This is a genomic window from Gluconobacter vitians, assembly GCF_015244565.1.
GTDB classification, from domain to species: domain Bacteria; phylum Pseudomonadota; class Alphaproteobacteria; order Acetobacterales; family Acetobacteraceae; genus Gluconobacter; species Gluconobacter vitians.
The window spans coordinates 99,537-113,032 of record NZ_JABCQG010000007.1 but is presented as its reverse complement, the minus strand read 5'-3'; the positions used below and the strand labels follow the sequence as shown (position 1 = coordinate 113,032).

The following is a 13,496-nucleotide window of genomic DNA, read 5'->3' as shown; positions in this document are numbered from 1 at the left end:
TCATGCTCGCGGATGTTCTGCGCTGGCGGCGGGAGGGGCAGGACATGGTGCGCCTGACCGTTATCCGTGCCCGGGGCTCGACGCCACGGGAAGAAGGCGCGTTCATGCTCCTGACCCGGACCGAACAGACCGGCACGATCGGCGGAGGACGTCTGGAATGGGACTGCATGGCGGAGGGGCGCGCGCTTCTTGCTTTGGGCGGTGCGCCTGTGGAGCGTCACATTCCGTTGGGCCCTGCCATCAACCAGTGCTGCGGCGGGGCGGTGACGGTTCGCATCGAGCGGGTGCTCAGTCCCGACATTCTCGAAGCCGAAATCCGGGCCGAATGGGAGAGGCTGCCGCAACTGCTGCTGTTCGGGGCGGGGCATGTGGGGCGCGCTCTGGCACGTTCGCTCGCGCTTCTGCCGCTTCGGCTGGTCTGGATTGATGCGCGCGAGGAGGAGTTCGGGGCCGTGCCGCCGGGCGTGGAGGTACATGTTACCGAGCAATGGGAGCCGCTTGTTCAGGGCGCTCCCGCGGGATCGGGCGTACTGGTCCTGACCCAGAGCCATTCGCTGGATGCGCTCATCACGGGGGCTGCGCTGGAGCGCGGGGACCTACGCTATGTCGGGATGATTGGATCGCGGACGAAGCGCAGGCGGTTCGAGAGTGCCTTCCGTCAGATCGATATTCCGCAGGAGCAGATCGACCATCTGGTCTGTCCGATCGGGGATTTCGGGGTGCGCGACAAGCGGCCCGAGGTGATCGCGACCTTCGTAACAGCGGAAATCGCGGCCCGGATGCTGTGCGAGACAGATTCGGTTGCCAGCCCTGAAGTTTCGGAATCAGTCATTTCAGATATTGCGGATGTTACATTCGCCTCAATCCTGTCATAAAGTTCTCCATGACAAGGGCGGAGTTCCCTCACTTTCTGGATGTCACAGAAAGTTGATGTAACGGGAGGTGCGTGGCGGTCTGTGCTTCTGCTTATCCTCCCCGCATGAGCATGCAGCACCGGACGCAGCGGACTTCCGAAGTCCCGTTTTTCTCTCTACAGGCCGTGACGGGCGACAGAAGGGCCTCCCGGATGGCGCGCTTCCGGCGGGTCGGGATGGCTCTGGGCGCGATGGCCCTGATGCTTCCTTCCGCAAAGGCCGCACCCACGCACAGCACGGCGCTGACGCCGGCCCTTCAGCCTGCGAGCCTGCCGGCTGCCGATGCCGCTTTTGTCGATGATCTGGAAAAGCGGACCTTCAATTGGTTCTGGGAAACGGCCAATCCGCAGAATGGTCTGGTGCCGGATCGTGCGCCGCTTCCCAATGGGGCTGCCAGCATTGCCAGTGTCGGTTTTGGACTGACGGCTTATGGCATTGGTGTGGAGCGGAACTACATTACCCGCCAGCAGGCCGTGGACCGGACCCTGACGACGCTGCGTTTCCTCGCAAGCCTGCCGCAGAATGATCATGTCTCGGGCGCTGCGGGCTATCATGGCTTTTTCTACCATTTCCTCGATCCCAACACCGGCCTGCGTGTTGCGGACTGGTCCGAGCTGTCCAGTGTCGACACTGCGCTCCTGATGGGGGGCGTGCTGTTCTCACAGTCCTATTTCGATCATGACACGCCGCAGGAAAAGGAAATCCGCGACATTGCGGACCATCTGTACCGCCGGATCGACTGGACATGGATGAAAGCCCATGGCCCCTGGCTCAGTATGGGGTGGATGCCGCCGCATACGTTCCTGCCGAGCGACTGGAAGGGCTATAACGAGGGTCTGATCATCTATCTTCAGGCGCTTGGTTCTCCGACGCATCCGCTTCCGGCCGAGACCTGGAAGACCTGGACGGCGACCTATGAGGGACAGTGGGGCGACTTTCAGGGCCATAAGCTGCTGAATTTTGCACCGATGTTCGGGCATCAGTACAGTGAATCCTGGATTGATTTCCGCGGTGTGCAGGATGCCTGGGACCGGGCCCATAACGTCGATTATTTCCAGAACGGTCGTGAAGCGGCCTATGCCCAGCAGGCTTATGCCCGCGCCAATCCCGGTGACTGGAAGGATTACGGTCCCAATATCTGGGGGCTGACGGCCTGTGATGGGCCCGGGGATGCGCAGCAGGTCTATCATGGCAAGCAGCGCCATTACCTCGCCTATAGTGCGCGTGGGGCAGGGCGGGATTATATTCTGGATGACGGGACAATCGCACCCACGGCTGTCGGTGGTTCGATTGCCTTTGCACCGGAAATTGCCCTGCCAGCGCTCAAGGAAATGCGCGCGCGTTACGGGGACCGGATCTACAACAAGTATGGCTTCCTTGATGCCTTCAATCCGTCCTTTGCCGACCAGAAATCCTACTGGGTGGATGGGCAACAGCTCGGGATCGATCAGGGGCCGATCCTGCTGATGCTGGAAAACTGGCGCAGCGGCCTTGTGTGGAACACGATGAAAAAGAACCCCTATCTGCGCGCCGGGCTGGAGCGCGCAGGGTTTGAGGGCGGATGGCTGCGGACCACGACAGCCGCGTCCACCCCGACGGGCAAGTCCCTCTGAGGAACTAGAGGGCGCGGTCCAGTCCCACGACAATGCTGTGGGGGAGCAGGGTGCCGGCTGGCCGGTCGGCACCGGTCTGATAGATCAGGGATCCCGGTTCGACGATGGGCAGGGTCTGGGGGCCCAGATTGATAGCGATGCTCAACAGGGTGCCGTTGTCCAGAAGCCAGCTTGCCCGAACGGCGCCGTCCCCCAGAACTTCTGCTCCTGCACTGCGCGCACCCTTCAGATGAGGCGTGATGTGGTGGTGGCGCAGACCCAGGAGTTCTTTCGTACGAGCGAGCCATTCCTGTCCGACAGGCGTCTCGCGTTCCTGCCGATTAGGGCGTGAAGCGTCATAGGTCGAACGGGCGATGGGATCGGACAGGCTTTCCAGTTCTGCCGGATCGCTGACCCCGCAATATTTGCGGAACTGGTCATTCCGTCCCTTGCGGACCTTCTGTCCCAGTTCTCCATCAAAATCGCAGAAGAAATAGAAGGGTGTGGTGCATCCCCATTCCTCACCCATGAACAGCATGGGCGTCATCGGGCAGAGCAGAAGCAGCGCATAGGCGGCCTTGAACGCTTCCGGCACGCAAAGTGTGATCATCCGCTCTCCTCGTGGGCGATTGCCGATCTGATCATGATTCTGCAGGAAGGTTACGAATTTCGTGGGTGGCAGGTCCGCGCTCGGTGTGCCGCGCATTTTGTCTGCCGGCGCAAAATATTCGCCCTGCCAGGCAAAGCCCTCCGCCAGAACCCGGCGCAGAAGGGCGGTCGGGTCGTTCGTGAAGGCCTTGAAATACCCTTCATCCTCCCCGGTCAGCAGAACGGTGACGGCATGGTGCCAGTCCTCGTCCCACTGGCTGTAGCCATCGCGGAGCAGTGCGGAATCATTGTTCTCGTTCTCGAGGATCAGATGGATATGCCGTTCCGGCTCCGTATAGCGGGCGATCTGCTGACGGAGCTGGGTGAACCAGTTGCGGTTGGTGATCGCCCAGGCCGCGTCGATCCGCAGTCCGTCGAAACGGTATTCCGCAAGCCAGAGCAGGGCATTGTCGATGAAGAACTCTGCCGCGACGGGGTTGTGGAAATCGATCCCTTCACCCCAGACGGTCGCATTGTCCGGATCAAAAAGTGCTTCCGCATATTCGGGCACATAATTCCCGTCAGGCCCGAAGTGATTATACACCACGTCCAGAAACACCATCAGGCCAAGCTCATGAGCATGGTCGATCAGCGTCTTGAGGATGGAGGGGCGGCCATAGGAAATATCGGGTGCAAACAGCAGAACGCCATCATAGCCCCAGTTCCAGTTACCGCTGAAACTGTTGATCGGCATGAGTTCGATGGCCGTGACACCCAGATCAACCAGCTCTTGTAGCCGCCCCATCAGGCCTTCATAGCCACCTTCCAGACCAACATGCAGCTCGTAGATGACCGTCTCTTCCCACGGGCGGCCTTTCCATCCCGGATGCTTCCACTGATAAAAACCGGGATCGAGGACTTCGCTCGGCCCGTGCACGCCATCGGGCTGGCAGCGGCTGGCGGGGTCAGGAACGGAAAGGTCGTCGCGGATCCTAAAGCGGTAGCGTGCCCCTGCACCACAGAGCGCTTCTGTCGTGAAGAAGCCGTCTTCATGCCGTTCCATGACCTGAGGCGGCAGGCCTTCCACTTCAAGAATGACCGTCTTGCAGGATGGTGCCCAGAATGAAAAACGTGTCCGGTCCGGACTGAGAAGTTCTGCGCCGAAGCGGCCCGTATAATGGAAGGCTGTCATGAAGAAGATCCTTGAGGGCTCGCGGGATGGGGAGAGAAATACAGTGTGGACAGGGGCGGAAGTGTCAGGACGAGGGAATGGGCCTCACCGTGAGACGGAACATGCTGTGCATGGCACAGGCCGCCATTGCCCATGTTGGAGCCGCCAAAGATCGCAGCGTCCGTATTGAGGATTTCATGCCAGCTTCCGTCTGATGGCACTCCGATCCGGTAATCATGCCGGGGCACCGGTGTCATGTTGCAGACGACCAGGACCGGTGCGCGGTCCGGCGCCTGACGCAGCCAGGCAAAAACGCAGTTTTCGCGATCATCGGCGATCAGCCAGCGAAAGCCGGATGGTGTGTCGTCACGCTGATGCAGGGCAGGCTCCCGGCGGTACAGTCCGTTCAGGGCGCGGACCGTATCATGCATGCCGCGACCGAAGGCGTCATCCAGACGGAACCAGGCGATTTCGCCTTCGTACGACCATTCCTGCGGCTGGGCGAGTTCACATCCCATGAACAGAAGCTTGCGGCCGGGATAGGCCCACATCAGGGCATAATAGGCTCGCAAGTTGGCATGTTTCTGCCAGTCATCGCCGGGCATTTTTGCGAGAAGCGACCCTTTGCCGTGCACCACTTCGTCATGGGACAGCGGCAGGATGAAACGTTCGGAATAGGCGTAGATCATGCCGAACGTAATGTCGCTGCCATGATGGCCACGCCAGAGCGGGTCCCGCTCCATGTAGCGCAGCGTGTCGTGCATCCAGCCCATGTTCCATTTGTAATCAAAGCCCAGCCCCCCTTCGGAGACCGGCTTCGTCACACCCGGCCAGGCGGTGGATTCCTCGGCAATGAGGAGGGTCTCGGGATGGAGATGGCGGATGGTTTCTGACAGGTGATGCAGGAAGCCGATGGCTTCGAGATTTTCCCGGCCACCATGGATATTGGGATACCACTCACCTTCTTCACGGCTGTAATCGCGGTAGAGCATGGAGGCCACGGCATCGACGCGCAGTCCGTCGATGTGAAAATGTTCCAGCCAGTAAAGCGCGCTTCCCGTCAGAAAGCCGCGGACTTCATTACGGCCAAAATTATAGATCAGCGTATGCCAGTCCTGATGATAGCCTTCGCGCGGATCGGCATGTTCATACAGATGCGTCCCGTCAAAAGAGGCCAGTCCGTGCTGGTCGGCCGGGAAATGTGCCGGCACCCAGTCCATGATGACGCCGAGCCCGGCCTGATGGCACTGGTCCACGAAGCGCGCGAACTGTTCGGGGTTGCCATGACGGGAGGTTGGTGCGTAAAGCCCAAGCGGCTGATAGCCCCATGAGCCGGAGAACGGATATTCCGTTACCGGAAGAAGTTCGATATGGGTAAAACCCAGTTCCGTGACATAAGGGATCAGTGTCGCGGCCAGTTCGTCCCAGTCCATAACACCCCGGCCACTCTGCGGATGGCGCCATGAGGGGGCATGCAGTTCATAAATCGACAGTGGATTTTCCGGGGTCTGGTGCCGGGCGCGTTCCTGCATCCAGACCTTGTCCTGCCAGCTGTGGCTGCCGGAGGAGGCGACGATGGAAGCCGTGGCGGGCGGGTGCTCGCTGGCCCGGGCATAGGGATCGGCCTTGGCGGGGAGCACCGTGCCGTCCTGTGACATGACTTCGTATTTATAGCGCTCACCTGCCCGAAGACCGGGAATGAACAGTTCCCAGATTCCTGCTTCATGTCGAAGTCGCATCGGATGACGGCGGCTGTCCCAGATATTGAAATCCCCGATCACGGAAACCCGCTTCGCATTGGGTGCCCAGACTGCGAACCGGACACCCTGCACACCGTCGATCGTCATGGGAATGGCGCCCATCATCTGGTCCAGATGATGATGGCGTCCTTCGGAAAACAGATACAGGTCCAGTTCCCCCAGCAGCAGGCCGAAGCTGTAGGGATCATGCGTTTCCTGCCAGCCATCCGCCCAGCGGATGCGCAGGCTGTAGCGGCTGGTTTTGGGAATTGTGGTGACGTAAATGCCGCGCTCGTCAATGCGGCGCATGGTCTTTTCCGAGCGCTCTCCCTTGGCACTTTCTACCGTTAGGCGAACTTCCAAGGCGTCCGGATAGAAGACACGAACCTGATCGGTTCGCCCTACACGGTGCCGCCCCAGGAGCGCGAAAGGATCCTGACAGTGTGTGGTGACCAGATCATCGATCATGGATTGCAAGGGTTGAGACACGGTAATGGCCTGCATTCAGAACCTCTAGGCATGGGTGCCGGTACGGGGAAAACTGAGAATGGAACTGACCTGTTCGCCATTGCGCCCACGGGGCATGCGTGCGGCCGGGCGGACTGTGCGCGGTGCGGAGGACATGGGATCGCTGCGACGGGGTGCGATGGCATTTTCGGCTTCGCGGGCCACCGGACGCCGCCCCGTCATTTCCATCAGGAGACGGGCATATTGCGCACCCTTGGAATCCCAGGAGACGTCATGCAGGGCGCCATTACGCTGCATCCGTGCCCAGACAGCTTTCTGACGGAACAGGTTCTGCGCCCGCCGGATGGCCAGCAGCATCGTGTCTTCCGTGGTCGGGGAGAACAGGATGCCATTTGCCACGCCTTCCATGACGGCAGCAGAATTGGCATCGACGAGCGTGTCGCTCAGACCGCCAACACGCGCTGCAATCGGAACGGAACCGTAACGCATGGCATGGAACTGTGTAAGGCCGCAGGGCTCGAACCGGGACGGAATGAGCGAGGCATCCACGGCTGAATGCAGTCGGTGGCCGAGCGTTTCGCTGTAGCGCATGTGGCAGACGCAGTTTTTCGGATAGCGGCCCTGAAGCTGCGTGAAGGACTGCATGATGTCACGGTCCCCCGTACCGACGACAGCCAGCTGGATGTTGTCCTCAAACAGCCGTGGCGCGAGACCCGCCAGCAGATCCGCACCCTTCTGTGTGGTCAGGCGGCTCACCATGCCCAGCAGGAGGGCGTCCGGGTCCTGCGGCAGGCCGAATTCTGCCTGAAACACACGCTTGTTGGCCCGTCGTGCCGCGAGATCTCCCACGGCATACGGAAAGAACACGGCTGGATCGGTCAGGGGATTCCATTCCCGCAGATCAATGCCATTGAGAATGCCGGTCAGAACATTCGCACGCGAACGCAGGATGCCGTCGAGGCCCATCCCTTCTTCCGGGGTCTGAATTTCCTCGGCATAGGTCGGTGAAACGCTGATCAGCCGGTGCGAGACCTGAAGTGCCGCTTTCATAAACCCGATCTGGCCGTAAAATTCGACATCACCGCTGTCATAGGCCTGATCCGGCAGCCCGAATGCGCCCATCATGTCGCGCGGGAAGAGGCCCTGGAATGCAAGATTATGGATGACGTGTGCGACGGGAGGCGTCGGGGCATCCATGTATTTCAGATAGGTTGCCACAAGGCCCGCATGCCAGTCATGGCTCAGAACGGCATCGGGTTTCCAGTCAGCCAGCGCTCCGGCACCGATCATGGCGGCTACGCGGCACAGGACGGCATAGCGCATCCCGTTATCGGCCCATGGCTGCCCGTCCGGTGCCAGATAGGGATTGCCCGGCCGTGCATAGAGGTCCGGAACATCCACGACATAGAGATGGCGCCCCTGTGCCCAGCCTTCCCGCAATGTGACGGCATGGCCCAGAACGTTATCAAACCGGATCGTTTCCTGTTGGTCGGACAGCGCCCGCAAGACGGCAGGATATCCCGGCAGAACTGTCCGGGTGTCGATCCCGTGCTGCCCGAGAACTGCGGGGAGCGAGCCTACAACGTCTCCCAGACCGCCGGTTTTGATGAACGGGTACATCTCGCCTGCCACTGACAGGAGCTGCAATGTAATATCCTGCGCGGGGTGCTGAATCTTGCTCATGACGCACATCTTTCCGGCCGCGAGGGCGCTGTCTCTGACGTTTGATGCCTGTGTCAGGGACAACGCTTGAAGCGGCGTTTGCGAACCGCCTTCACGGATAAGTTATGTTCGTGTCTGTGGTTTGGAGGCGTTAGCGTTTCGGAATGCAGGATGCCCCGCCAGACGGGCGGAGGGACCTGCCTGATCCGGTTTTGGAACGGGGTTTATGAGCAGCACACGTCAGAAGGGCCTGCGCGAAGGGCGTCCGAATATTTCAGGTGCCGTACCGGAAAATGGGGGTGTCAATTTCGCCGTCTTCTCCACGGCTGCAACGGCAGTGGAGATCTGCCTCTTTGACGCGGATGGTAAAACCGAAACCGACCGTATCCGCCTTCCGGAATATACCGACCAGATTTTCCATGGCTGGATCCCCGACCTGGGCGCCGGGCAGCTTTACGGTCTTCGGGTTCATGGTCCTTATACGCCCGAAGCGGGCCATCGCTTCAATCCCAACAAGCTCCTGATGGACCCGTATGCCCGGGCATTCCACGGGGATCTACAATGGGATCCGGCCCTGTTTGGCTATCAGCTCGGTCATGCGGACAAGGATCTGAGCTTTGACGAGCGCGACAGTGCGCCGTTCGTGCCTAAAGGCATCATCACCGATCCTGCTCCCCAGCATTTCGAGCATCCCCGCACGTCCTGGCATGACACCGTCATCTACGAAATGCACGTCAAGGGCTACACAAAGCAGCATCCGAACGTACCGGAAACCCTGCGGGGCACCTATGCCGGGCTAACGGACGGCAATCTGCTCAAGCGCATCCGGCAGCTTGGTGTCACTGCGGTTGAGCTGCTTCCCGTCCAGAGTTTCGTGACGGACCAGTATCTGGCGGATAAGGGGCTGACCAATTACTGGGGCTATAACACGATCGGCTTCTTCTCCCCGGACAGCCGCTATGCCCATGACCGGGACAATGCATTGCAGGAGTTCCGGAACCTCGTGCGGGCCTGTCATGAAGCCGGTCTCGAAGTCATCATGGACGTGGTTTACAACCACACGGCCGAGGGCAATGAACTGGGCCCGACGCTGTCTTTTAAGGGGCTGGACAATGCGTCCTATTATCGCCTCATGCCCGATGATCCGCGTTATTACATTAACGAAACGGGTACAGGAAACACGTTCAACCTGACTCATCTGAACTGCATCCGGTTCGTGGCGGACAGTCTGCGATACTGGGTCAACGAGATGGGCGTGGATGGATTCCGGTTTGATCTCGGAACAATCCTTGCGCGTGAAGCAGACGGTTTTCACAATGATTCCAGTTTCCTGCGTGTCTGCCGTCAGGACCCTGTGCTGTCACAGGTCAAGCTGATTGCCGAGCCCTGGGATGTCGGACCGGGAGGCTATCAGGTCGGTAATTTTCCGCCGGGCTGGGCGGAGTGGAATGACAAGTTCCGTGATACGACCCGCGATTTCTGGCGGGGAGAGGCCCATGCCGATGCGCTGGCACCGCGTGTGCTCGGCAGTCCTGATCTGTTCAATCACAGCGGCCGTCGCACCTGGGCCAGCATCAATTTCGTGACGGCCCATGACGGTTTCACGCTCATGGACTGCGTGTCCTACAATGACCGTCACAACGAGGCGAACCAGGAAGACGGCAAGGACGGATCATCCGACAACCGGTCCTGCAATTATGGCGTGGAAGGCCCGACCGACGATCCGGATATCAATGATATCCGCTGGCGTCAGTGCCGGAACATGCTGTCCACGCTGCTGCTGTCACAGGGTACGCCGATGCTGCTGGCGGGAGACGAGTTCGGTCGGACGCAGGATGGCAATAACAATGCCTATTGTCAGGACAGCCCGATTTCATGGCTGGACTGGTCGCTGGGAGACCGGGCGAAGGAGCTTGAGGCCTTCGTCCGGCGTCTGACGGCCCTGCGCCATCGCTATCCGATCCTGCATCGTGCCCGGTTCCTGATGGAAGCCTATAACAAGGAACTGGATATTCAGGAGCTGACCTGGCTGAATGCCAATGGCGGCACCATGCAGCCGGATGAATGGAAAACCGCGCAGTGCTTCGGCCTCATGATCGACGGACGCAGCCAGCCCAGCGGCATCCGGCGCCGGGGATCGGACGCTACTGTCATGCTGATCTTCAATGGCTGGAAGGATGTGGTGAACTTCACGCTGCCGGAGACGGGCGAGGGGCGCTGGAAGCTGCTGCTCGACACCAATATTCCGGAAAACGGTGGTGCTGTGGAGCGGGAAATCTTCCCGCAGAGCTACAAATATGTCGTGACGGGACGATCGTTCCTGCTGCTGGAACTGGTCGGACGTGATCCGCTTCCGCAGACCTCGTCATGATGCGGAGTTGCATCCGGAGCGTTTCTCACCGAACACTGAGGACAGAGCATTTTTGTGAAAGGAGAGCATCATGCGTCTCATTCTTGCCCTGCTTCTGCCTTGGCTGCAGTTCTTCACCATCCGCCGGCCGTTTGCCGGTCTGGTGTGCCTGATCCTTCAGATCACGGTGATCGGCTGGATCCCGGCTGCCATCTGGTCGGTCTATGCGCTGAGCCAGTACAACACCGATCGCAAGATCGCTGCCGGTCGCGTCTGACGCTTCGGATGTAAAAAAGCCCCCGTTCCTTGCGGAGCGGGGGCTTTTTTATGCTTTAAGGGGGCGTGGATCAGCGGCCGATATTGCGCAGGGTGACGCCTTGGTTGAGCTTGGTTTCGATGGACTCAAGGGACACGCCCTTAGTCTCCGGAACAAAGAACAGCACCATGAAGATGAAGAGCGCATTCAGTGCGGCATAGAGCCAGAAGGTATGCGAGGCGCCGAGCGTCGTGAGCAGACCGAGGAACGTGGCACCCACCACCATGTTCGTGACCCAGTTGGTGACGGTCGAGCAGGTGATGCCGAAATCACGCCCCTGAAGCGGCATGACTTCCGAGCACAGTACCCAGACCAGCGGACCGGCCGAGAAGGCGAAGCCTGCGATGAAGCACAGCAGGACCGAGATCGCGAGGTAATGCGACAGGTCCGTATTGCCGACAGCGCCCGACATGATGGTTGCCAGAACGGCAAGACCAGCCGACATGATGGCAAAACCCGTGACCAGCATCGGACGACGGCCCCAGCTATCGGCGAAAGCAATGGCGATGAACGTGGCGAGCCAGTTGACCACGCCGACGATCGCCGTACCCCACATCTGACCGCTCGCCCCGAAGCCGACTTCCTGGAAGATGCGCGGCGCGTAGTACATGACCACGTTGATGCCCGTGAGCTGCTGCATGACCTGAAGCACGATGCCGAGGAGGACGGCGCGGCGGAAGTTGCGGTTCTCAAGGAACATTGCCAGACCGCGCTGACGGTCATGGATCTGTCCCTGGATGTCGCGGATTTCCTGATGGGCAAGCTCGGGGTTGTGGCGCAGTTCCTTCATGATTGACAGGGCTTCCTCGTGACGGCCACGCAGCATCAGCCAGCGCGGGCTGTCGGGCAGGAAGAACGAACCGATCAGGAAGAACGCGCCGGGAATGGCCATGATCCCCAGCATCCAGCGCCATGAGCCGCTGTAAGACAGAATGGCATTGGACACGAAGGCCAGCAGGATGCCCAGCGTGATCATCAGCTGGTACATCGACACCAGACTGCCGCGCCGCGAGATGTCCGAGACTTCGGAAATGTAGAGCGGAGCCACGAAGCTTCCGATACCGATCGCCAGACCCAGCATCGTGCGCCCGATGATCAGTTCGGAGACCGAGGATGCCAGGGCGCAGACGAGGCCACCTGCCACGAACAGGAATGCGCTGAAGATCAGGGAACGGCGACGCCCGAACGCATAGGACATGCGGCCTGCGCCCACTGCACCCACGGCCGCGCCGAACATCATGGACGATACGATCCAGGACTGCTCGAATTCGGAAGCATGGAACTCGTCACGGATAAAGCCGAGTGCGCCGGAAATGACGCCCACATCCAGTCCGAACATCAGGCCCGCAATCGCGGCCAGAGCCACGGCGAACATCATGCGTCCGACCATGGGGGCTTTGACCGCAGCAGCAGAAGGGACAGGAGAGGGGTTGAGCACTGTGTCGCTCATGACGGGAAAACTCCGGCGACCCGCAGGGCAGACCTGTCAGGGAAAGGCAGAAAAGAAACCGGGCAGGTCAGCCTGCACCGGGGAGAGAGGGAGAAGGCTCTTCTGTGACAGGCACGGTGATTCGCCATCTTGAGCCCTAAAGTATAACGCATGATTGGGAAAATATTCAAAATTATATGTGATAATCGGCTGGATTTTCTGCTCTGATGCAATCAGGTCACAGAGGAGGAGGCAGGGAGGCGCTTCCGTGCGGTCTGACGGATTGCCACGGACGGATCAGGGCGACACACTTCCTACCCTTTCCGTGTTCATGGACAAGCCCTCGTGTTCCTGCGTCAGCTGACCTATCTCATCGCTCTCGACCAGTACCGGCATTTTTCCCGGGCCGCGGAGCACTGCAACGTGTCGCAGCCCGCGCTGTCAATGGCGATCCGTCAGCTCGAGCATGAACTTGGCGTGCCCATCGTCCGGCGCAACCGGCGTGTCCTGGGGCTGACACCGGAAGGCGAGCGCGTTCTGGCCTGGGCGCGGCAGACAGTGGCCGCGCTGGACGGTCTCCGGCAGGAGGCCGATTTTGCGCATGAAGTCGCCGGCGGGACCCTGTCGATCGGGACCATTCCGCCCGCCATTCAGGTCATGCCGCCGCTGATGGAAAGCCTGCGGGCTGCCGTACCAGCACTTCATATCGAACTGACGGTGTCGGCCAATACCGACATCCTGCATGACCTGACCGAGCAGCGGATCCAGATGGGACTGATCTATCTGGATCAGGTTCCCGAAGACGGCAGTTTCGAGACGCATCAGCTTTATGCGGAACAGTATGTCTTCGTGGCAGGCTCTTGCATGGAGCTGCCGTCCCGCAAGACGTTCAGCTGGGCGGATGCCGCCGAACATCCACTGGGCCTTCTGGGCCATTCCATGCGGACGCGTCAGATCGTGGATGAGTGCTTTGCGAAGGCTGGAAGCAAGCCCAACGTCCTGCTGGAGACCAATGCGCTCGAACTGCTATATGTCGAAGTGCTCGCCGGGCGTCTGGCGACGATCCTGCCGGTTGCCGCCCTGCCGCATCAGCGTGATCCGGCCAATCCGCTTCAGATCCGGCGTCTCGCATCATGCCCGTCTCCGGGCGTGGGTCTGGTGCGGCTGAAACAGCCGGTGCAGACAGCGCTGATGTCCCGCAGCTGGGAAGTCGCCACGCAGCTCATTCTGGACGATGCGCTGACAGTCTGAGGATCATCATAAGCGC

At 60.2% G+C, this 13,496-nt stretch carries 9 protein-coding genes; 5 read left to right on the top strand and 4 right to left on the bottom strand.

Translation table 11 applies throughout. From position 1 onward, the window contains the following. The first annotated feature begins 2 nt into the window (after positions 1 to 2). Positions 3 to 875 carry a xanthine dehydrogenase accessory protein XdhC gene (gene xdhC, locus HKD24_RS07290; RefSeq protein ID WP_194259682.1) on the top strand — a complete coding sequence of 291 codons (873 nt, stop codon included), beginning with the start codon at positions 3 to 5 and terminating at the stop codon, positions 873 to 875. Positions 876 to 1,105: 230 nt separating this feature from the next. Further along, positions 1,106 to 2,527, top strand: a complete 1,422-nt coding sequence (locus HKD24_RS07285; RefSeq protein WP_457851942.1) for a glucoamylase family protein — start codon at positions 1,106 to 1,108, stop codon at positions 2,525 to 2,527. A gap of 4 nt (positions 2,528 to 2,531) precedes the next feature. Here the strand turns inward: HKD24_RS07285 and treZ are convergent, their stop codons facing one another. Genes treZ through glgA form a run of 3 tightly spaced genes read right to left on the bottom strand, consistent with a single transcriptional unit; the run spans position 2,532 to position 8,155 of the window. Continuing rightward, positions 2,532 to 4,286 (bottom strand): malto-oligosyltrehalose trehalohydrolase, encoded by a 1,755-nt coding sequence (gene treZ, locus HKD24_RS07280; protein ID WP_194259680.1) that lies wholly within the window; start codon positions 4,284 to 4,286, stop codon positions 2,532 to 2,534. Beyond that, complete coding sequence (glgB, locus tag HKD24_RS07275) at positions 4,283 to 6,508, bottom strand: 1,4-alpha-glucan branching protein GlgB (protein ID WP_194259679.1); 2,226 nt, start codon at positions 6,506 to 6,508, stop codon at positions 4,283 to 4,285. Before glgB ends, treZ begins: the two co-directional genes overlap by 4 nt. A gap of 9 nt (positions 6,509 to 6,517) precedes the next feature. After that, a complete protein-coding gene (gene glgA, locus HKD24_RS07270) occupies positions 6,518 to 8,155 on the bottom strand; it encodes a glycogen synthase GlgA (protein WP_194259678.1) in 1,638 nt (545 codons plus the stop codon). Positions 8,156 to 8,360: 205 nt separating this feature from the next. Here glgA and glgX point away from each other — a divergent pair, with 205 nt between their 5' ends. Together glgX and HKD24_RS07260 are read left to right on the top strand one after the other, a co-directional pair. Beyond that, a complete protein-coding gene (gene glgX, locus HKD24_RS07265; protein WP_194259677.1) occupies positions 8,361 to 10,505 on the top strand; it encodes a glycogen debranching protein GlgX in 2,145 nt (714 codons plus the stop codon). Between the two features lie 70 nt (positions 10,506 to 10,575). After that, entirely contained in the window at positions 10,576 to 10,761 is a 186-nt protein-coding gene (locus HKD24_RS07260) for a YqaE/Pmp3 family membrane protein (protein WP_062507997.1), read from the top strand. 70 nt (positions 10,762 to 10,831) lie between these two features. On the opposite strand, the gene HKD24_RS07255 is transcribed toward HKD24_RS07260, so the two are convergent. After that, positions 10,832 to 12,250 carry a sugar porter family MFS transporter gene (locus tag HKD24_RS07255; RefSeq protein ID WP_322783294.1) on the bottom strand — a complete coding sequence of 473 codons (1,419 nt, stop codon included), beginning with the start codon at positions 12,248 to 12,250 and terminating at the stop codon, positions 10,832 to 10,834. 324 nt (positions 12,251 to 12,574) lie between these two features. On the opposite strand from HKD24_RS07255, the gene HKD24_RS07250 reads away from it, so the two are divergent. Then, a complete protein-coding gene (locus HKD24_RS07250) occupies positions 12,575 to 13,480 on the top strand; it encodes a LysR family transcriptional regulator (RefSeq protein ID WP_194259676.1) in 906 nt (301 codons plus the stop codon). The last annotated feature ends 16 nt before the right edge of the window (positions 13,481 to 13,496 follow it).